Source organism: Pseudomonas sp. NPDC086251, from assembly GCF_044746405.1.
GTDB lineage: Bacteria > Pseudomonadota > Gammaproteobacteria > Pseudomonadales > Pseudomonadaceae > Aquipseudomonas.
In genome coordinates this window covers 1-20,688 of sequence record NZ_JBIVBY010000003.1, presented here as the reverse complement: position 1 = coordinate 20,688, position 20,688 = coordinate 1, and the positions used below count along the sequence as shown (strand labels likewise).

Genomic DNA, 20,688 nt, shown 5'->3' with positions numbered 1-20,688 from the left:
GATGTCTGTCAATGCTTCACATAGGCCCTTTTTCCGCCCGATGTAATGCAGTAATGCCCGCCCCGAGGCCCATAACAAAAATTTCCGCCGCCGCAGCTACAGTCAGGTTCGGAGTAACCGCCATCGGATTGGGCTTTGACCGAGCTTGTAGAGGTCTTTGGGATTTTTATATCTTTGACTTGGTCCACCCGACTGGCCACAAATGGATCCATGGTCTTCACGTTGCGAATTATCCGACACTCAAGCACGGTCACCATTGCCGACCCTAACCGGACATCGCTCTTACCCAATTCTTTGAACGCATCAATGGCGTGATCTCGTTGGTCCGTATGGGTGTTGTACGCATACACATATTTGCTGCGCATGGGCTCTTTGGCAGCCTGCTGAAGTATGGATGTGAATGCCGGTGCTATTGGGCGACCCAAAGCCCGCAGTCGTTCAACAACCTTTGTTGATGCGCCTTCGCGGCCCACCAAGTCTTCCGATAAGTCAGCCCACAAGACCTCTGAGGTCAGCCGAGTGAGCCCAGCCAACTGTCGCGGATCAAGCAATGGGAAGAAGTGTTTTTCAAGGTTTGGTGCCAAGCAATACTCGGTGTAGAACTGTTCAAGATCTTGGCCTGGTTCCCACGGAGAAACGCTGTCGGCATACGCATAGGCAACCTGCCAAAAGGCTACAGCCAAAAATATAATCACTCGCAATATAAACCGTCCTTGTCGTTTTCCTGTCAGCTAGCACGCCCGGCTAACGCCAATTTATACGTCTATGATGGCGAGGATGCTTTCTCTTGGTATACCTACTCCATTTCCTATAAAGGTATGCGTCAGATGGGTTTCTCCCTTCTCGCAAAGAAGGTAGGCCCAGAGTACAGAGCAATAGGCGTCAAAGTCTGAGGTTGCGCCTTTGAACTTCACTACGACTGGCTTCAGCTTCTCTCGAATGACCCCGCCGAGGTCGATCAAGCCGCCATGCCCCACACCGCTACGTCCCCATAGATCTTGAATGGCCTCTGGCACTTGATAGCGTATGCCATTCTCACTAGAGCTTGCCGCAGCTAAGGTGTTCCAAGCGAAAGGTCCCGTGCCCTCTGCCGTCGAACCTTCAAACCCGCTTCGAACAGCTACTATCCTGCGGCTTTCCCGGACTACCGACTCTCTTTTCTCTTCTGGAATCCACCCTGAGATCTTTTCGATAAACCGCCCAATCCCGGCTGACGAGCCCAGCAAACCCTCATCAAACCACGAGGCACACCCGTCGTAGCTCGTCGAATGATAGTAAGCGGCATGCGTTAGCTCGTATCTGGGATATGCCTGCAATAGCTGGCTGATTACAAAAAGGAAGAAGGGAGATGAAAGCTCGGTGTTGCTTTTTGCTATTTCGACAATATCGGGGTGCTCAAGGATTCTTTCGATTTCTTTAACTGGGACGGAGTAGATTTCCGCGAGAGATTGGATGGCATCTTCTTTATTGTCACAGCTAGGGATAAAGCTCATCTCAAAGGCTCCCGGCCTGCTCGTTGGAGGTGCGGCGGGGAGAATAGCAGGTTGCGTTGTAACTGCTGGTAGGTCCAGGCGAACCGGTCTTCGAGCAGCAAGCCGTCATCCTGTTCATGCAGCCTCAGCCAAGGTAGATAAACTAGGCTTCCCGCACTATTCCTCAAGGACGATCCCCATGCCCGACTCAGAAGCCAACATCGCCACGGCGGATGCTCTGACGCTGCTCCTGCACAACCAGCACGCCCTAGGTGCAGCGCTAGAAGAGATAACCAAGTGGCTTGCTGAGAATGGGGTAGGAAGTGTCGCCGCTAACGCAATGGGAGCCATGGAAACGCTGGACGCGAATGCTCAAGCGATTACCGATGCGATTGTGCGGCTGCGTCAGTCCTGATTGCTGGGTCGAATTGACGGGCGTTCACAGCAGTTGGCGGCGGCGTATTTCGGCGACCGTGGGTTTTCGACTCGACGATGGTGCCGGCTGGCGCGGGGATGAACCGCCTTGCTCGCCTGCACCACCGCGATAGGTTGTGATATCGCTTTCGACAGTGTCGCGCACCACCGCTTGATCAGCGCGAGCCTGGGGCGTCAGCGGCAGTTCAGCGGCCCAGCGGGTCCGGTTATCGTCTGGCGGTGGCATGTCCGGCGCGTCAGTAGGTGGCCGCCACGCGTTTGGGTTTTGCGCCTCGACCTCGGGTACAACCTCGGCCACTGGTGCGAGTTCACGTTGCGCGATGAGCCCAGCGTTCAAGGCAAATGCGACGCGACGGGCGGATTCAAGCGTACTCAGACTATCGAAATTGAATTGGTTATTTTGCACAAAGTCCGGGTCATCACGTTGCGGGGCTGGGAGAAGTCTACTGAGCCCTTGTCTTAAAAATTCTGCTGGATTGTCCTTGGCGAATTGAAGCAACCACTTCACACCGCCGAGCTTGAGGTAAACGCTCATCAAATCCCCGGCCATGCGGTCCGTCAGGACTTTTCGTTCTTCGCGGTCGATGGAGCCACGAACCCTCCCACCGGTCTTAGCTCGTGCTGTCATTTCACCGACCTCATCAGAGGAACCGTGGTGATCGCGCTCAGCGAACCGTCGTCGTACTTGACGATCTCGACCTTCAGCGGGCGCACAGGTTGCGCGGGCTGCTGGGCCAGCCAATCGGTCAAAGCTTTTACCAGTGCGCTGGCTTCGGACACCGCATCGCTGCATGGAGTGAACCAAAGGACGGCCATGATCAAGTCCTCAGGGTGCTGGGGTCGGGTAAATCGTCATCAACCCGCGACATCACCATGCGCGCGATATGGCCGTTTTCGTCGCGTTGGGCCACGGTCATTTCGAATGTCGGTCCGTCGCCACTAGCTGGTTTGGAAACCATTTTTTTGATTCGCCCGAGCTCGTCTCGTTGGACGACAACAGACTCAATCACCTTTGGCGTTTTAGGGGCTGGTGGAAGTTGCTTAACAATGACAGGCGCTGGCTTGTTGAACTGTTGATCGAGCAGCCGTTGAACATGAGCAGATGGCTTTTGCTGTGCAGCCGCCACTTTCTGTTCAACGGCCTGATCGATCATCTGTTCGATAGCCGCACCCAAACCAGTCTCGGACGCCGGGGCCTTTTCCGGTGCTCGCCGCCCTACCTGCCGTAGCAGTATCGCGAGTTTTGGACTGGTCATAATGTCGCGGCCTCATCCAGAAGATTGATTACTTTTTGCTGATGGCCGCCATGCCATCCTGGGAGCAAAAGCATGTCGTCCAGCTTATCGGCCAGTTGCTTGGCGTCACCCCGGAGGCGAAGGCGGGCCACACACTCGCGTGCTTCCAGAATCAGGGGATGGGGGTCGGTTACATAATCTGAGCCTACTTCGTAAGTACTCATTTTAGTTAGCCTCTACTAGTTTATATACGCGGGTGTCAGCGACAGAACCAAACTGCGCAATGCGCCTTGGTTCACGGCAACTCCAGCGGTCGTCATGCTGCAAACTTGTAGCTTTTGCAGGCCTACCAGTGGCGCCGGATCTACCGCCACAATTGAGCTGGCCGTCGTATTGTATGTAAGCGCGTCGCCGTTACTATTGCGTACCAAGTACATTGTACCGGTACTGCCATCAATTGATGCTTTGAAGCCTATAACGGCTGTAGTCCAGCCGGAACTTGTCTGAATCGCGCTAAGGACATGTCCAGTGATGTTGATCAGGTCACTATCACTGGCACCGTTGGCGATCTCCACCGAACAATCAGCACGGTTAGATGGTCGTGCACGATTTACTTGTCTGACTGCCATTTTATTTACTCCCCTTAGCTTGTTGGCGCTTTTGGCGCCGTTCTAGTTTTTTACGTTCCTTGGCGAGTTGGGCATCCATCTTTTGCGTCTTTTTAATGTGCATGGTTCACCGCCGCGACTGGAGTTCGAGCAATGTCCTGTATCGAGCCTGTAGCCGTTCATCGGAGTTCCAGCGTTTCCGGTCAACTTTCATGATGTGCTGACACTCTTCGATTTCTGACTGCACGGCGCCACCAGAAGGCAACGAATGGACACCAATGGCTTGTTGATAAAGACCGAGGATCACTTCTTTAGTGTTAAGGGCGAAAACCCAGCCCGTTGTAATGACGTCCAAGGCAACATGTTCGTGTAGCGGCAGAGACTTAATGTAGTCGTCGACCATTTTAAGATTAATCGTAAAGCTGTCGCCCCACAGTTTTTCAAGGTAGTGATAGGTTTGTGCTTTGGCCGCTTCATTGATTTTAGTCACTTGCTCAAGTTCGGCCTCACTTAATTCACTAAGAAGGCTTTCGGTGGAATTAGGGGCCATCCTTGGCGCTTGGCTTACCGCGACCTGTTGACCGAGTCTTTTAGCAGCTTCAGTCACCCACCAGCAGGCATCCTGTACAAACTTCGCGCTAAACCCGTGGTCGTGCGCGAAGTTGGCAAAGGCTTGAAAGGTGGGATCATTAGCATGCTCGAAGAGGTTGTATCGATGGTGCTGGCGTTGTTGTGCTGGTGGGTTTGCGACCGCATCCATCAGCCAGGAAACAGCGGCCTGGATTTGCGAATGTTTATGCCCCAAGGTGGCAAAGTCAGATTGAAATACACCGGCCATTTGACCGAACGCCGTCTGGACTTGGGCAATGGTTACACCAGGGGGGAGTTTCTGGCCGAAGACTACTTGGCCCCCGCCTGAATACTGTGTGTAGTCGTTGATTTCCCTATTAGTGAGCTGGGTATTATTACCCCAAGTATCTGGCGCAGGCGCTAACGGCTGTAGCGGATTGCTAACGGGTGCCAGTTCACTGCCACTTTGTTGGGTAAGATCGTTACTCATTTTTTTTTAGCCCTTGCCAGCAGGGTTTTCATCGCCGATTTTCGCGCAGGTTTTGCAACCGGTTTTGCGTTACGGTGCTGAGGGGGAGGCCCTATCCCATTTTGAAAGAGGATCCGGATAACCCGACCGTCCGGCAATTGCATACCCGGCGGGTATTCGGCGACTTGTCCCACCGGGAGGTCCCGGACCGAATCCGCCCAGTCGCGATAACTCTGAGGGTCAAGGATTTGGCCATCGGACGTGAGTTCCGGGAGGGCTTCCATGTCGGTACTGTCAAGACTTGGCGCCGTCTCTAAAGGCTGATCATCGTTAACGGGACCGACTTCACCAGGGACATCGTAAACGTCAATATCCTTAGACATGTTTAAGCACTCCAGGGCCGAACACTGAAATGAAGTCGCCATTACGGACAACCTCGACACCAATGCCTTTAAGGGGCGTCGTCAGGACTAGCAACTTGGCTTTAACCTTGGCGACGCTCTCGCCATTAAATGGTAATTCTGTCAGCTCAATAATTCGCTCGATCAGCACAGGTTCATAGGCGACATAAAAGCCATAACGCTCGTCATTGGTAATCTTAAACATGGCGGCGATTACTTCTTGAGCAAAAGTCATAGTGGTTCTCCGAAGAATTTGTGTGCGCACGCGGCAGGCATTCGGCAAGTAATGGATGGCGGCTAACAGGGAATGCAGCAACGTGTTCACAGTAAAGAGGCCTTTTGTGGTGCGGCGTCGGCGCGGGCAACTTGTTGTCGCATCGTTAGCCACGCTTTCATGCAGCCACCCGGATGTAACATGGAGTTGTGCACAGGTAATCCGTGGATATCTTTTTCGGGAACCAAGTCGATATGCGCGAGACGCTTAGCATCCTGTAGGCAGAATCGGCAGCAGGTATTCGACACCGGGAAATGATTGAGCCGGTATTTCATGTTTTCCACGGTCGGTGGCGTAGCCAGTGAGACTAAGGACCAGTCACCAATCGTGTTACGCCACAGACCGACGTCGTAACGCAGTAGTAACTTATGCGTTTCGGACTTTTTAAGGGTGTGAGTGATTTCTTCCATACTTGGCGCTACTTCGCCCATTGAATGGGAGACGAAGTTGGCGAGTGCATCCAAAGTTCCACGATAACTGATGAACTGGATAGCAACCGCCTGTGTATGCCGAAGGATTAATTCGTTCATGCTCTAGCCCCGCAAGCTCGCGTGTTGCAGAAGTTGTTGCAGACAATCTTCCTGGCTGATGGCGCGTTCTATGATCGTGATAGCGTCGCTGTTGCGAATGGCAGACCAGCCCGTTTCGGGACCGGTGAACACAAGTTTGTGGTTGCTGGGCAGACGTTCACCAATGGAACACAACATTGCTGGTAACTTGGTAAAGGCCAGTTGGTGCACTTCGACATAACCCACGCCGCACTGGAGTACGAGATAGCGTGAATAAAACGTGCGCCCAGCATCGACGATGATTAACTCATCGTACTGAATGAAACTTTGGGCAACAGCTGCGTAGAACGATGATTCGCTGAGTCTTTCTACTGGTGTCCCGGCTTCGACCACGATGAACCATTCGTTATGCGCGGCCTCTCTCAGTTTACAGTCACGCGGTTTAAGGCTGGTGATTGGCTTGAACTGCTTCTGCTCTGCGCTTACGTCTGATCGTGACATTTGATGGAACTCCAATACGTTGGTTCGTACTGGTTTTATAGTCTTTTGGTTGCTATCTGTCTGGCCCGAAAGTTAAATAGGTTGTTGTTCTAAAGTTACAACGACATTGTTTTTAAGTAGTTGTAAATCGTACGCCAACCACAGGGTCTACGGGCCTTGTCCTTCTTGCCGTTAGGGTAGACGCGCTTGGCCAACCAGCAAGCGCGGCTGGTGTCCGATCCGGTCCAGTTCACCAGTTGCAAGCGATACAGTTCGACAGCGGAATCGATGGCGGCATGCAGGTCGTTGACCTTGACGGCACCAGCGTGCAGAGCACGCGCCTTCATGGCCTGGGTCTTGTCAGGATCTGGGGTCATAGGTTGTTTGGGATCCGCGGCCAGTGCCTTGAGCCGCTGGTAATCGGTCAGGATTGCGTTCAATTCAGGCTGATTGCGCTGTGGCATACACCAGTCAATCGCCGCCTGGAGCGGGAAAGTACTTTCAAGGGTGGTTTTCATCTCGCTCATACCTCAAATCTCCAACGTGGCTTAGCGTGGCTGCGTGTGGGGCGTTTTGGATCTTTGTCAATGGTCTTGAGTGCCTATGCCTTGGCGCGTCTCCTGCGCGGTCGGATACCGGATTTCACACCCTGACGTACCTCAAAAACGTACCTCGCGGGCTCTGCGCCGCATCAGATGGGCATGACACGCGGATTCACTATCCGTTTAGGGTCAGCACAAGCGGTTCCGTTTTTCTGATTAACCCGAGCCACGCCATCCTGAAGCCACAGCCCTCGCGGCGGCGTGCCTTAATCTGGAAAGGTTTGCGAGACGGCATTACCGTTCTCCTGCAAATCTATTTGTGGACGCCCGACTAGTGGATGCGTCATAGCAAACCCCGTTCCTTGACCAAACGCACCAGCAGCTCCGCATAACTTTCACCAGGGCGCTTAATGGCCTTTACAGCAGCCACGTCTCCGGGCGACAGCCACAAGTTCAGCGACAGCCAGCCCTCAACCCGTCGCGCCCGCCGCAGGTTGCGCATGCGCTTGGCATCCTTGCCGCGAGCCTTGATCCTCGGCATCACCCTCAGGTAATCAGACGCCAGCATTTTCTCTGCATCGTCAGGGCTTAACACCGTCACCACCTGACTCTGCCGCGCCAACAGGAATGCCTTCACAGAACCTCCTTACACCATCATCATGATTTCCTTTTTTTCTACGATTTCCTACAGTTTGTGGAAATCGTAAACCCCCCGGAAACAAAGGGCTGTAGAGAATATTTTGTATATATATATATGATTTCCTATGACCCTGTGTATTCCTCAGTGATGTGTCAGTTTTTAATTAAAATTAAGTTAAATTTATCTTTTTTTGCCTCTGTCTCTCTCTTACACCCCCCCAGGAAATCGTGGAAATCGTGGAAATCGTAGCCCTACTCAGTCTTCTACCTTCAGCCATAGAACCTTCGTAGTTTCTTTCCTGCTATTGGGATGTTCGCTTTCCTCATCGTCCTGCTCGATAACACCTGTCGCCACCAAGTTGTCTATTGCCGCGTCAAAGCGCCTTTTATCCTTGAGCTTTGCCCGTGACATGAGCAACGAACGAGGGACAAGGCCGCGCTTGATGAGCGCCCGGAACTTGGTGTTTTGGGTTGTCAGATCCTCAGACAAGAAGCGCTGCATCATCTTCAGCAAAGTGGCTGCGTCTGCTTGTTCGTCCCCATCATGTACATGCTCGTCCATGAAGTTGATCACTGCGGCATCGGAAGCCCGGACGAACTGCGCTGCATACGCGACATGCTCAACTGTGATCTCGGGTTTGGTCGGGTTGTCCCATACAGCGATCACACCGGCCAGCCGATTGGCTTTTTCGTTGCTGCGCTTAAGAAGATTTTTGGCGTGGGCCGACTCGGTTGAACGCCGAAGCTGGCGGAACTCCAGCATCAGGGCCTTGAATGCCTGTATGGCTTCGGGGGTAGCCGTTATCGGGATGCCGTAACCCGTAAGTAGACTGTATGACATGGCACCGTTAATGGCTTTTATCCGCGCCTTGACCGAAACCCTTAACGCCAGCTCACCAAGTTCATGTTCCCAGGCGCAGCACTCATCAGGATCTTCCAACCCTGGTACAAACAGGAAACGCCCAAGCATTCCATCAGTCACGTTGGTGGTATTGACCGCCGTTCCGAGTTTCTTCGGTGTAGCGAAACCGAGGAACGATAAAGCTGGGTGATCTATATCTTCGCGCTCTTTTTTATCCTTCAGGACGCGCTTGCGATACTTGTTCTGTGAGGCACTGAACAGGCGCAGGAAACTCCCCGCGATCTCAATCATGTACGACGGTGCGCGACTGTCATTCATGGCGGCGAAGAAGTGCGCCACCTCGTTGACCTCGCAAAGCATGCCGCCCCAAGGGACTAGAGAATCTTCCAATCCGGCCAAGCTACCCGGCTTGCCAATGACCAGCGCTTGCGCTTCCTCGGCGACCATGATCCCCGCTTGTTGAGGGTTTTCCTTACCATCTCCGGTGTCGGCAATGCCACAACCGTACAGGTTGAGCCTGCCCCCTCCAGGCAGACGCCAGTGCGCACCAAGGGCAGCCGCCATCCCGATAGCCACGGCCAATTGAGTCAGCTCCGGTTGCGGCTTAACCTGCGTTTTAATCGCATCACTCACCATGTCAGCCATGAAGCCGGGGAACGGGGCGGGAAATTCAGTACGTGGTTTTACTACCGCCGTGGCTGGCTTCCACTTCTTGTTAAAGCGTGCCAAACCTTCACGCTTGCCGGTCATTGAGTCTTTATAGGCCCGGTTTATTTCATCCTTGGCAAACTTGAGCGCCTTTTCTTCGGTGTTGCGGTGGCTCATGCAGTATTGCCAGAGCGTGGGCGTCTTGATGATGGTGGCGTAGATGTCCTCCTGCTTGCCGCCGTTATCCAGCAGGTTGATCAGGAAGCCCATCATGGTATCGGACCTGTCGATGTCACCCGTACCCTTGACCAGATGCTTCTGGTTTTTTGTCAGTTTGAATTTGGATAAATCTAATACTTCACCCGCGACATCTGGCCCCATGGGCAACACTGGCGTGGGTTTTACATAGGTGTGCATGCCCCAAGACTCGATGGTCTTAAGGTCTTTCTTGGTCAGCGGGGCGATCTCTTCGGCGTTGATATTGTCGAAGGTCACGGTCAGGAAGCGTGGCGCCGTGCCGATATACACTTCGGCGTGCGCGCAGTTGGGCGGCGTGGTGTCAAGGGTATCCTGATACTGCTTGGCCCAGGCAGCAGGCACCCAGCCGAAGGATCGAGCGCCCTTCTTGGAAGGGGACTTCTCAGCGTAGGTTTTGAATGGTGGTTTCCATTTTTCTGTTACATCGTCGAAGTCGAAGCCGATCAGAGTCAAGCCGTTTAACTCGATACCACCAGTCATGACAAAACCGACACCCGACAAACCATATACATCTTTTGCGGTTTGAACGGCAGTCATCAAATCCGACCAATCCCCCGGTGTGGAAGTCGACAGGTTGTAGCGTTCGTCACGCGCCGGGATTTTATCGAACTTCTTCCGTTTCAGATTCCATACCATTTTGTAACTCACCCATCTAGGGAGTGAGGCCAGCCCTTGGAAAATTTCACCAGTGTCCATATACATGAATCCCCAGTATTGCTAAGCAAGCAAACGGGGTTTATTCTTTCCTCGGTTGCTTCGCGTGCATCCAACTAAGCCCTTTCGATAACATCACCATCGACGGGGCTTATTTATGTGTATCTAAATACGCCAGCCAGTCGTCGGCAGTCACTTCATAGGCTCTCTTCTAAGAAAGTCCTTCGCGGTGTTCCGTTGTGTAGACGTAAGCAATACCCTCGTCGTCGTTAACATATACATACTCGATGAAGTCGACGTTGATGTATTTCTTACCGCCTTTGATGCACAGGAAGTTAGCCATCACGACCACGCTTTCTGCGAACGCAGCCAAGTCAGGAACACTTCCAGGTCGAATAAAAACTCCTTGCCTGGACGCAACACGGCGCCCGCTTTAGCCAGACCGTTGTGTTCGGAGTTACGCAGCAGATAAGAGAGCGTGGCAGGCTTAAGGGCGGGAATGGCTTCCAGCAGTTGTTGGCGCGAAACAACGACGACTTTGGCCTGCGCCAGCAGCTGCGGCAAGGTCTGATCGCAGCCGTGCGTAACGATAGGGGAAGTTGCAGTGGTCATGATCAAGACTCCGAAGAGGTTTGTTGTAGTTGCGGTGACAACTACTTAATACTGCTAACTTGGAAGTCGAGCAAATTTCGGGGTTGTGGGTAACTAGGGTAACTAGGGGATAAGCGGTGGGTAACTTCATTACAATTGAGACGAATTAAAACTGTAGGGGGTTCTGCTGGTAACAGCTCGCTAAATGGAAAAAATCCCCTACAGTTTTCCGGTCTGTAGGGGATTATGCCAACGTGTGCCGCCTGTCCGAATCAGGTTTTTATTTCATCCTCCCGAAGACCTCGACCATCGTTTTGTCGGCGGCGGCTTGCTTGGTTTTGATGCTGAGGTGCGCGTAGCGTGCCGTCGATTGCTGGCTGCGATGCCCGAGTATCTGGCCAACGGTGTACAGATCAACGCCAGCGTTGATCAGCTGGCTGGCTGCGTCATGCCTCAAGTCATGCAGACGGAACGCCTTAAGGCCAGCCACTTTCAGCGCGGCGTTCCAGTGCTTCCTGAAGCACATCGGCTTCTTACCATCGGCGCGACCGAACACCAACCCCTCGGCCTTCCTGTGCAGCATCAGCGCGGCAATCGCTGGCGCCGGGAACACCAGCACGCGGGGATCGCCGTTCTTGGTCATGGCGAGGGTAGCGGTCCGCTTCTTGAGGTCGATACCTTCCCAGCGCAGGCTTTGCAGTTCACCCAGGCGCGCACCAGTGCACATCGCCAACGTGACCAGCAGCTTCAGCAACGGCCACTCGGATACGTCGCAGGCAGCCAGCAGGGCCTTGCGTTCTTCGTCGTCGAGGAAGCGGATGCGGGCGTTATTTTCGGTTTTGCTGGCGATGCCCTTCGCGGGGTTGGTCGCGATGTACTCTTCGTCAACGGCGAACTGCATCAGTACCGACCAGCACGCTTTTCTGCGATTGGTCGTCGCTGGTTTGCGACCCTTGGCATAGGTCTTGAGATCGGCCTTGATCAAGGTCGTGGTGATGTCGAGCAGGCGGGTTTTGCCGTAAGCATCAGTCAGTGCCTGGACGCGACCTTTGCGGGAGATGTCCCGACCCGTCCAGACTTTCAGGTACGACTCGGCCAAGGTATCGAGGGTGATCCTGGCTTTAGGGTTGCCCAGTGCTTCAAGGCGCTGGCTGTCGCGCAGCAAGTCCTCTGCCCAGGTCTTGGCGTCTTTCTTCAGGGTGAAGGTTTTGCTGCTGATCAGTTTATCGCCGTTGCGGACTACAGCTTTCCAGCTGAACCCGACCTTGAGCGGCTTTTTGACGTAGGTGACGTGCATGGTTGAACTCCCAAGGCCCGGATGGGCCTAGCTAGTCGAACGGGAGGACGTACCTTTTCCCGTACCTTGCACGCTTTCAGTTGTTGCGACATCTCAGGTAAACCCTTGATGTTGATGGAGAATCTGGTGGGCCCACACGGACTTGAACCGTGGACCAAAGGATTATGAGTCCTCTGCTCTAACCAACTGAGCTATAGGCCCTCAGTAGGCCGCGGATTATAGCGACGGTTTCTCGGCTGTGCTATCCGAAAAGTCTGAAACTCGTATACGAAGAAACGTCGCGGCGAATTCCTCTGGTGGCAAGGGCAGGCTGACGATGTAGCCCTGGATCTGTTCACAGCCTTCGGCGGCCAGGAATTGTTGCTGCGCGAGTGTCTCGACGCCCTCGGCAATCACGGTGAATTGCATGCTGCGGCCCAGCGCGATGATGGCGCGGACGATGGCGGCATCGTGCGGGTCATCCGGCAGGCCGCGGACGAAAGACTGGTCGATCTTGAGAATATCCAGTGGCAGGCGTTTGAGGTAACTCAGGGATGAGTAGCCGGTGCCGAAGTCGTCGATCGCCAGTTGCACGCCCAAGTGTTTGAGCTGATGCAACACCGCCAGCGCTTCTTCTGCCTGGCTCATGATGAAATTTTCGGTAATTTCCAGTTGCAAGAAATCGGGCCTGAGACGGTTGTCCTTGAGCAGTTGCTCGATCCGGCCCAGCAGGTTCGGTTGGCGCAGTTGCGCGCCCGCCAGGTTGACCGACAGCGGGCCGAGGCATTCGTAGTCCTGGTTCCATTCGTACATCTGCCGGCAGGCGGTTTCGAGGACCCAGTCGCCGATCTGCAGGATCATGCCGTTTTCTTCGGCCAGGGAAATGAAGTGTTCCGGCGGCACGTCGCCAAAGGTCGGATGGCGCCAACGAATGAGCGCTTCGGCACCGACCAGGCGATGGTCGTCGAGGCTGATCTTCGGTTGGTAATGCAGGTGCAGTTCGTTGCGTTCGATGGCGCGTCGCAGTTCGTGCTCCAGCGCCACCCGTTCGCTGGCCTGGGCGGTGAGGTCGCGGGTGTAGCTTTCAACCCGGTTGCGGCCCTTGGCCTTGGAGCGGTACATCGCGGCGTCGGCGTTCTTCACCAGTGTGGCGACGTCGCAGCCATCCTTGGGATACAGGCTGGTGCCGATGCTGGCGCTGATGAAAAACTCATGCTCGCCGGCCTGGAACGGTGCTCCGAAGCAATTGAGGATTTTGGTCGCGATGTTGTCGGCGTCGCTGGCTTGCTGCAGGCCGGGCAGCAGGATGATGAACTCGTCGCCACCGAGGCGCGCCACGGTGTCGATGTCGCGCAACTGCTCCTTGAGGCGCACGGCAATGCCCTTGAGCAGCAAGTCGCCGACCGGGTGACCCAGGCTGTCGTTGATGTGTTTGAAACGGTCCAGGTCGAGGAACAGCACGGCGCCTTGTCCGCCGTTTTCCTGCTGGTTGTTGAGCGCGGTCAGCAGTCGGCTCTCGAACAGCGTGCGGTTCGGCAGGCCGGTCAGCGGGTCGTGGTGCGCCTGGTAGTCGAGCTTGGCCTGGGCGTGTTTGAGGCTGGAAATATCGGCAAACACCGCGACAAAGTGGGTGATGAACTTGTCGCGATTGCGCACCGCGCTGATGGTCAGCCAGCTCGGGTAGAGCTCGCCGTTCTTGCGTCGGTTGGAGATCTCGCCTTGCCAATGACCTTCGGCGGTCAATTGGTGCCACATGGCCGCATAAAACGCGCTGTCGTGCAGGCCCGAGGCGAGCAGGCGAGGGGTGTGGCCGAGGGCTTCGCTCTCGCTATAACCGGTGATTTCTGTAAACGCGCGATTGACCGCGCTGATGTGCTGTTGCGTGTCGGTGATCAACACACCCTCGGCGGTGCTCTCGAACACGGTGGCAGCTTGTTGCAGTTTTTCCTGCATCACGTGCCGCTCGGTGATGTCCCGGGCGATGGTCAGCATGCAGTCTTCGTCGCCGATCGGCAGCGGACGGCTGGACACCTCGCAGAGACGGATCTGCCCGTCGCTGCGGCGAATATGGCAACTGAAGTCGCGAACAAAACCGTCGCGGTGCAGCAGGTCGAGCATCTGCTTACGTTCATTGAGATTGACCCAAATGCCCAGGTCCAAGGCTGAGCGGTCCACCGACATCGCACTGTTGAAACCGGTAATCCGGCTGAACCCCTCGTTGACCTCCAGCAGCAAACCATCGCTCTGCCGGGACAGCAGCAAGCCGTCGGGGGAGGCGTGGAAGGCCTTGGCGAATTTCTCTTCGGACGTTTGCAGTTGCTGCTGGGTTTCCTTGAGCTGGCTGATATCGCGCACGACCACCACCAACGCCGGCGTCGTATCGAGGTCGAACGGTTCAGCGGAGATCAGGCCGGTAAACACCTGCCCATTGTTGCGGCGAAAGGGCATCTCCAGGTTGCGGATGCTGCCGGCCTGTAGCCGTTGCAGCAACCCCGGGCCAACGCCGGGAATACCCCAGATGTTCAGGTCGGTGGCGGTCTGGCCGATGACCTCTTCGGCCTTGAGGCCAATCTGTTCTTCGAACGCTTCGTTGACCTCCAGCAGGCAGCCGTCGGAGAGGCGCGCGATGACCAGAATGTCCGGGCATTGCTGGAACACCGAAGCGAACTTCTGTTCCGACAGGCGCAACGCTTCTTCGGTGCGCTTGGCCTCGCTGATGTCGATCATCAGCCCGCGCATCACCGGTTCATGGCCATGTTCGATCAGGCTGACGATGTCGCGCACCCAAATGCACCGGCCATCGGCGGTGATCACCCGGTAATCGAGGCTGTGATCGCGCCCGGCCAGGACTTCGTGATCGCAGAAGGTCTGGGCGCGAGTCAGGTCGGCGGGGTGAATGATGTTGCGCCAGAAGCCCGGAATCAGCCAATGAGACAGCGGGTACCCGAGCAAATCCTCGGCATGGGGCGACACATAGCTGTAAGTGAAGTCGGTGATCCGCGCTTCCCAGGCGATAGCCGACAGGCTCTCCACCAGTCCGCGATAGTGGTATTCGCTGCTGCGCAGTTCCTGTTCCAGATCCACCCGACGGGAGATTTCCGAGCTCAGTCGGCGGTTGATCCGGATTACGGTTGCCAGCACGCCCACCAGCAGGAGTAATCCCGGCAGGCCGTAAACCAGCAAATCGGACCAGAATGTTCGGTGATCGAGGACGTTGCCGACCCAATGCTCCTGAATGGCGCTGATTTCACTGGGGGTCATGTCGGCGAGGACTTTGTCCAGGATGCCGACCAGTATCTTGTTGCCTTGCGGTACGCCCATGGCCAGTTGATAGCGATACGGGGTTTCCCCGCTGACATACAGCCCGTCGAGCTTGAGCTGGCGCAGGCTCCAGACGCTGGAGGCGAGATCGCCCACCACCGCGTCCACTTCATCGGTCGCCAGCGCCTGCAACGCCGAGCTGACATTGGGCATTGCCACCAGATTCAAATCGGGATTGTGCGTGCGCAACAGTTCGTGGGGCGCGTAGTTCTCCACCACGGCGATTTTCAGGCCGTACAGGTCTTCCAGCTTGCGTGGCTGGGGGCCGCCGACATGAGCCAGAATGACAATCGGAAAGTCCAGGTAGGGGCGGGTAAACGACAGATAAGCCTGGCGCTCCGGGGTCGACATGATGCCCGGCAACAAATCCAGCTTGGCTTGTTTGGCCTGCTCCAGGACCACCGTCCAGCTGACCGGCTCGATAGGGGTGAGCTTGATGGCCAGCCGTTGACGGATGAGGTCGATATAGTCCGCTGCAAGGCCCTGATAGCGGCCCTGATCGTCGCGAAACTCAAAGGGTGGCCATGACGCATCAACCCCCAGGCGCAAGTCCGGGTGGGCCGCCAGCCAGCGACGTTCATCGTCTGTCAGAGTCAGCGCGCCAGCCGTTGCGGTCCAGGTCAATAGCGACAGCAAAAAAAGCACGGTCGGCAGTCTGGGCATAACGGTCTCGTTATGGCTCGGGGAATGTTTCGAGTGTAGACGGGCAAATCGGCGGGAGGGGCGTAGCGGGGGGATTTAATCTGCATAAAGCAAAACCCCCGGCCTGGGCCGGGGGTTTTGTGATCACTCGTCGAGGAAGGAGCGCAAATGCTCGCTTCTCGTCGGGTGGCGCAGCTTGCGCAGCGCCTTGGCTTCGATCTGACGAATCCGTTCACGGGTCACGTCGAACTGCTTACCAACCTCCTCGAGGGTGTGGTCGGTATTCATGTCGATACCGAAGCGCATGCGCAGAACCTTGGCTTCACGGGCAGTGAGGCCGGAGAGCACTTCGCGAGTCGCTTCTTTAAGGCTCTCAACGGTAGCAACATCGATTGGCGACTGCATGGTCGAGTCTTCGATGAAGTCACCCAAATGGGAGTCTTCGTCATCACCGATCGGGGTTTCCATGGAGATCGGCTCTTTAGCGATCTTCAATACCTTGCGGATCTTGTCCTCAGGCATTTCCATGCGTTCGCCCAGCTCTTCCGGGGTCGGTTCGCGACCCATTTCCTGCAACATCTGCCGGGAAATACGGTTGAGCTTGTTGATCGTCTCGATCATGTGCACCGGAATACGGATGGTGCGGGCCTGGTCGGCGATCGAGCGAGTGATCGCCTGACGGATCCACCAGGTGGCATAAGTCGAGAATTTGTAGCCGCGGCGGTATTCGAACTTGTCTACCGCTTTCATCAAGCCGATGTTGCCTTCCTGGATCAGATCGAGGAATTGCAGGCCACGGTTGGTGTACTTCTTGGCGATGGAGATCACCAGACGCAAGTTCGCTTCAACCATCTCTTTCTTCGCGCGGCGGGCCTTGGCCTCACCGATCGACATGCGACGGTTGATGTCCTTGATCTCGGCGATCGTCAAACCGGTTTCGGTTTCCAGCGCGGTCAGCTTTTGCTGGCAACGAATGATGTCCGGCTGCAGGCGACCAATGGCTTCAGCGTATTTGCTTTTGCCTTTGGCCAGTGCGTCGGTCCAGCTTTCGTCGACTTCGTTGCCCGGGAACTGGCGCAGGAAATCGGCACGCGGCATGCGAGCATCACGAACGCAAAGTTGCATGATCGCGCGCTCTTGCTGACGCAGACGATCCAGGGCACTGCGAACACGCTCGACCAGGCCTTCGAATTGCTTCGGCACCAGTTTGATCGGCATGAACAACTCAGCCAGGGCGATCAGCTCGGCGATTGCCAGCTTATTGCCACGACCGTGCTTTTTCAGCGCCTTGCGGGTGATTTCCATCTGATCGGAGACAGCGCCAAAACGCTGTGCTGCGATGACCGGATCAGGACCGCTTTCGGCTTCTTCTTCGTCGTCAGTCGTTGCTTCGGCGTCATCGTCGTCGGTGTCGTCGTCCGCTTTCACGGCTTTCGGATCGACAGGCGGTGGCACTTCGGCTGCAGGCGGTGCAATGCCGTCGTCCGGGTCGATATAACCGCTCAGGACGTCGGACAGGCGGCCACCTTCGGTGGTGACGCGAGTGTATTCGGAGAGAATATGGTCAACCGTGCCAGGGAAGTGCGCGATTGCGCCCATCACTTCGCGGATTCCCTCTTCAATACGTTTGGCGATTTCGATTTCGCCTTCACGTGTGAGGAGCTCTACCGTACCCATTTCACGCATGTACATGCGCACTGGGTCGGTGGTGCGACCAATGTCGGTCTCGACCGCTGCCAACGCTGCTGCTGCCTCTTCGGCCGCGGCTTCGTCGGTATCGGCGTCGGCCAGCATAAGGGAATCCTTATCTGGCGCAACCTCGAATACGTTGATCCCCATGTCATTGATCATGCGGATGATGTCTTCCACCTGTTCCGGATCTGAAATATCCTCCGGCAGGTGGTCGTTGACCTCCGCGTAAGTCAGGTAACCCTGCTCACGACCAAGTGTGATCAACTCTTTGATACGAGACTGCTGTTGCGCTTTTCCGGACATAACACCCTATCCACTGAAGGTCTTGGCGGGCAAAAAACAAGCCGAGGATTATACCTGAGCTATGACCTCACGCGCCAGTTGAGGTCGGGGTTGATACAGCCATATTGCGTTTTAATAGGTCGCGCATCTGATTTGCGATCTGAATTGCTTCCTCCGCGGTCAGTCCTGGCTGCCTTGCTTTTCTGATTAATGCTTCCAGGCTATCCGTGTGTTGAGCCGCTGATAACCTAGTAATGGTGTCTAAAAACTGTCGTTCAAGGTTGTCGCCTTCAATCAGCCATTCCTTTTCCGCCAATGCTTTGAGCAATCGTCCCTGTTCGGTTCCATGCCAGCGGGCCATTAACTGAATTGAGTTTAGCTTAGGATTTTTTTGCACGGCCTCGACAAGGGCCACCAGCAGCTGCGCGTAGGTGTTGCTCTCATTGGCGAAGTGATTGGCGGTTTCTACCTTGCCCGCCAGCTCCGGATGATGAATGAGCGTGCGCAGCGCAATTAACGTTGGGGCTTCCACGGCGATCGGGGTGCGCGGGGCGCTCTGTTGGTCGCGATCACCGCCACGCTTGCCGTTCTTGTCCCAGGGCTTCTTGTCCCATTTCTTGCCGCCGGCACCGGGTTTCTTTGGCGTCCACTCTTGCTGCGGCGCGTACATCTCTTGCGCCTGCGGCTGATGGTAGTCGCTGTAGTCCGGCATGGCGTCGTAATCGATGCCCGGATCGTAGGCCGGTGGCGCTTCCTGGGGGGCGCTGTGGACTAGCTGACTGACGGCTTCACCGGTAAGGCCGGTGATTTCGGTCAGACGTTGACGCATCAGGATGCGCAGGTTGGCGCCCGGGACTTTATCGATCAACGGCGCCGCGAGGGTGGCCATGTGGGCCTTGCCTTCGAGCGAGCGCGGATCCGATTCCTCAGTCAGCTGTTGAAAAAAGTAATCCGCTAACGGCTGGGCATGCTGATTGATTCGCGCGCGGAAGGCGTCAGTGCCTTCGGAGCGGACCAGCGTATCCGGGTCTTCACCTTCCGGCAGGAACAGAAAGCGCGCGCGTCGCCCATCTTGCAGGCACGGCAGGGCGGCTTCCAATGCCCGCCAGGCGGCATTGCGGCCAGCCTGATCGCCGTCAAAACAGAACAGCACGTTCGGTACGACGCGAAACAGTCGCTTCAAATGCTCTTCGCTGGTCGCGGTGCCAAGCGTGGCGACGGCATTGCGCAGGCCTTGCTGGGCGAGGGCGATGACGTCCATGTAGCCTTCGACGACGATGATTTCGTCGAGGTTGCGGTTGTTCTTGCGGGCTTCATAGAGGCCGTAGAGCTCCTGGCCCTTATGAAAGACCGGGGTTTCCGGTGAGTTCAGGTACTTCGGTTTGTCGTCGCCCAGTACCCGACCGCCGAAGGCAATGATGCGTCCGCGGCTGTCACGGATCGGAAACATTACGCGATCGCGAAAGCGATCATAGCGTTTGCCGGTTTCGGCGTTCTCGATCAGCAAGCCGGCCTCGACCATGGCTTTTTGCTGCAGAGTATCGCTGCTCAAGTGCTTGAACAGGTTGTCCCAGCCGGGCGGAGCAAAGCCGAGGCCGAAGTCTCGGGCGATTTCACCGGTCAATCCGCGACCCTTCAAATAATCCACAGCGGCTTTGCGCGATGGATGGCTTTTCAGGGCCTGCCGGTAAAAGTCGGCGGCGGCGGTGAGCAGCGGGTACAGCGGCGAATCAGTCGGCTGCCGCGGTTTATGCGGTCGGCCGCTTTCTTCGCGGGGGATTTCCATGCCGGCGGCTTTGGCCAGTTCTTCGACAGCCTGGACGAAGTCCAGGTTGTCGTGGTCCATCATGAAGCCGAGGGCGTTACCGCCAGCGCCGCAGCCGAAGCAATAGTAGAACTGCTTGTCGGGGCTGACGCTGAAGGAGGGGGTTTTCTCTTTGTGAAACGGGCAGCAGGCGGTGTAGTTCTTGCCGGCCTTTTTCATTTGCAGGCGCGAGCTGACCACATCGACGATGTCGGTGCGGTTCAGAAGGTCGTCAATGAAGCTCTGGGGAATTAGCCCGGCCATGGCGTTCTCGTCATCTGCGCTGAAATAGACCCGAAACGAAGGGCGGCTGGGTTTGAGGCGCGCAAAATGTGCGGCTCGACCAGTGTCGTCTGCGTCATCGCTGTCGGGAAGTGTATCTGCCGAAAATCCACTGACGTTAGTACCAATCAGTATTCGACTATTTGAAAGTATTGCGCTGAAATCCGCTGCGGCCAGTCGATGGCCTCGGATAGCTCATAAGCGGGCACGCAAGAAGGTGCCTTGGGCTGATCGTCGTGAGAGGAATCAGTGGGTGTGCTCGTCAGTAGCCTTGGAAGGCTCGTCAGAAAAGACGTGCACCGCTGGCAAAAGAGCCAGGTCTGACGCTGTGAAGCAGATTTGTCTCGGTCGCGTCTGCGGCTTTGACGGTGAAGCATCAAGCGTTTTCCGCAAATGCCATTAGCCCGGCTGAGGGCCGGGCTTGGCAGAAGCTTGCTACGAACGTCTGTGTATTAGTACAGACGAACGGCGCGGCGCTGGTCGCGCTGAACTTTCTTCGCGTGACGCTTAACAGCGGCTGCTGCTTTACGCTTACGCTCAGAAGTAGGCTTCTCGTAGAATTCGCGGCTACGAACTTCAGCCAGTACACCGGCTTTTTCGCAGGAGCGCTTGAAACGACGCAGAGCTACGTCGAAGGGTTCGTTCTCTTTTACTTTGACGGCTGGCGTGCAGGGCGAGCTTCGTTCAGTGCCGGGGTCGAGAGGCTGGGGGGAGGCGGGCGCTGGGCGGGGGGGGGGGGGCG

Annotated in this window: 22 protein-coding genes and 1 tRNA gene; 1 reads left to right on the top strand and 22 read right to left on the bottom strand. The window is 56.0% G+C overall.

The window, feature by feature from the left end; genetic code table 11:
* Positions 1-8: 8 nt before the first annotated feature.
* The gene (locus ACIPL2_RS05870) at positions 9-701 is read right to left on the bottom strand and encodes a hypothetical protein (RefSeq protein ID WP_401353871.1); all 693 of its coding nucleotides are present in this window, start codon (positions 699-701) and stop codon (positions 9-11) included.
* A 54-nt stretch (positions 702-755) separates the two neighbouring features.
* Complete coding sequence (locus ACIPL2_RS05865) at positions 756-1,493, bottom strand: hypothetical protein (protein WP_401353869.1); 738 nt, start codon at positions 1,491-1,493, stop codon at positions 756-758.
* Positions 1,494-1,671: 178 nt separating this feature from the next.
* Here ACIPL2_RS05865 and ACIPL2_RS05860 point away from each other — a divergent pair, with 178 nt between their 5' ends.
* The gene (locus ACIPL2_RS05860) at positions 1,672-1,887 is read left to right on the top strand and encodes a hypothetical protein (protein ID WP_401353867.1); all 216 of its coding nucleotides are present in this window, start codon (positions 1,672-1,674) and stop codon (positions 1,885-1,887) included.
* 24 nt (positions 1,888-1,911) lie between these two features.
* On the opposite strand, the gene ACIPL2_RS05855 is transcribed toward ACIPL2_RS05860, so the two are convergent.
* The 20 genes from ACIPL2_RS05855 to rpsU form a co-directional block, all read right to left on the bottom strand.
* A complete protein-coding gene (locus tag ACIPL2_RS05855) occupies positions 1,912-2,442 on the bottom strand; it encodes a hypothetical protein (protein WP_401353865.1) in 531 nt (176 codons plus the stop codon).
* Between the two features lie 89 nt (positions 2,443-2,531).
* Complete coding sequence (locus tag ACIPL2_RS05850) at positions 2,532-2,723, bottom strand: hypothetical protein (protein ID WP_401353863.1); 192 nt, start codon at positions 2,721-2,723, stop codon at positions 2,532-2,534.
* A 2-nt stretch (positions 2,724-2,725) separates the two neighbouring features.
* Positions 2,726-3,163 carry a hypothetical protein gene (locus ACIPL2_RS05845; protein WP_401353861.1) on the bottom strand — a complete coding sequence of 146 codons (438 nt, stop codon included), beginning with the start codon at positions 3,161-3,163 and terminating at the stop codon, positions 2,726-2,728.
* Positions 3,160-3,366 carry a hypothetical protein gene (locus ACIPL2_RS05840; protein WP_401353859.1) on the bottom strand — a complete coding sequence of 69 codons (207 nt, stop codon included), beginning with the start codon at positions 3,364-3,366 and terminating at the stop codon, positions 3,160-3,162. The genes ACIPL2_RS05845 and ACIPL2_RS05840 overlap by 4 nt, the downstream gene beginning before the upstream one ends.
* 15 nt (positions 3,367-3,381) lie before the next feature.
* Entirely contained in the window at positions 3,382-3,771 is a 390-nt protein-coding gene (locus ACIPL2_RS05835; RefSeq protein ID WP_401353857.1) for a hypothetical protein, read from the bottom strand.
* Positions 3,772-3,877: 106 nt separating this feature from the next.
* A complete protein-coding gene (locus ACIPL2_RS05830; RefSeq protein ID WP_401353855.1) occupies positions 3,878-4,810 on the bottom strand; it encodes a hypothetical protein in 933 nt (310 codons plus the stop codon).
* Complete coding sequence (locus tag ACIPL2_RS05825) at positions 4,807-5,172, bottom strand: hypothetical protein (protein ID WP_401353853.1); 366 nt, start codon at positions 5,170-5,172, stop codon at positions 4,807-4,809. The genes ACIPL2_RS05830 and ACIPL2_RS05825 overlap by 4 nt, the downstream gene beginning before the upstream one ends.
* Positions 5,165-5,425 carry a hypothetical protein gene (locus ACIPL2_RS05820; protein ID WP_401353851.1) on the bottom strand — a complete coding sequence of 87 codons (261 nt, stop codon included), beginning with the start codon at positions 5,423-5,425 and terminating at the stop codon, positions 5,165-5,167. Before ACIPL2_RS05820 ends, ACIPL2_RS05825 begins: the two co-directional genes overlap by 8 nt.
* Positions 5,426-5,511: 86 nt before the next feature.
* The gene (locus ACIPL2_RS05815) at positions 5,512-5,994 is read right to left on the bottom strand and encodes a hypothetical protein (protein ID WP_401353849.1); all 483 of its coding nucleotides are present in this window, start codon (positions 5,992-5,994) and stop codon (positions 5,512-5,514) included.
* A gap of 3 nt (positions 5,995-5,997) precedes the next feature.
* Positions 5,998-6,474 carry a hypothetical protein gene (locus tag ACIPL2_RS05810; protein ID WP_401353847.1) on the bottom strand — a complete coding sequence of 159 codons (477 nt, stop codon included), beginning with the start codon at positions 6,472-6,474 and terminating at the stop codon, positions 5,998-6,000.
* A 95-nt stretch (positions 6,475-6,569) separates the two neighbouring features.
* Positions 6,570-6,980 (bottom strand): hypothetical protein, encoded by a 411-nt coding sequence (locus ACIPL2_RS05805; protein ID WP_401353845.1) that lies wholly within the window; start codon positions 6,978-6,980, stop codon positions 6,570-6,572.
* A gap of 358 nt (positions 6,981-7,338) precedes the next feature.
* On the bottom strand, positions 7,339-7,632 hold the full coding sequence (locus ACIPL2_RS05800; RefSeq protein ID WP_401353843.1) for a hypothetical protein: 294 nt from the start codon (positions 7,630-7,632) through the stop codon (positions 7,339-7,341).
* A 258-nt stretch (positions 7,633-7,890) separates the two neighbouring features.
* Entirely contained in the window at positions 7,891-10,098 is a 2,208-nt protein-coding gene (locus ACIPL2_RS05795; RefSeq protein WP_401353841.1) for a DUF3987 domain-containing protein, read from the bottom strand.
* 300 nt (positions 10,099-10,398) lie between these two features.
* A complete protein-coding gene (locus ACIPL2_RS05790; protein ID WP_401353839.1) occupies positions 10,399-10,668 on the bottom strand; it encodes a hypothetical protein in 270 nt (89 codons plus the stop codon).
* Positions 10,669-10,927: 259 nt separating this feature from the next.
* A complete protein-coding gene (locus tag ACIPL2_RS05785) occupies positions 10,928-11,944 on the bottom strand; it encodes a tyrosine-type recombinase/integrase (RefSeq protein WP_401353837.1) in 1,017 nt (338 codons plus the stop codon).
* A 124-nt stretch (positions 11,945-12,068) separates the two neighbouring features.
* Positions 12,069-12,145 (bottom strand) — tRNA-Ile (locus tag ACIPL2_RS05780).
* A gap of 15 nt (positions 12,146-12,160) precedes the next feature.
* Positions 12,161-15,907: a bifunctional diguanylate cyclase/phosphodiesterase gene (locus ACIPL2_RS05775; RefSeq protein WP_401353835.1), complete on the bottom strand. Its 3,747-nt coding sequence runs from the start codon at positions 15,905-15,907 to the stop codon at positions 12,161-12,163.
* Between the two features lie 123 nt (positions 15,908-16,030).
* Positions 16,031-17,881, bottom strand: coding sequence for an RNA polymerase sigma factor RpoD (gene rpoD, locus ACIPL2_RS05770; RefSeq protein WP_401353833.1), 1,851 nt, complete (start codon positions 17,879-17,881; stop codon positions 16,031-16,033).
* A gap of 67 nt (positions 17,882-17,948) precedes the next feature.
* Positions 17,949-19,928 (bottom strand): DNA primase, encoded by a 1,980-nt coding sequence (gene dnaG / locus ACIPL2_RS05765; RefSeq protein WP_401353831.1) that lies wholly within the window; start codon positions 19,926-19,928, stop codon positions 17,949-17,951.
* 470 nt (positions 19,929-20,398) lie between these two features.
* A complete protein-coding gene (gene rpsU, locus ACIPL2_RS05760; protein ID WP_401354285.1) occupies positions 20,399-20,569 on the bottom strand; it encodes a 30S ribosomal protein S21 in 171 nt (56 codons plus the stop codon).
* Positions 20,570-20,688: the final 119 nt, after the last annotated feature.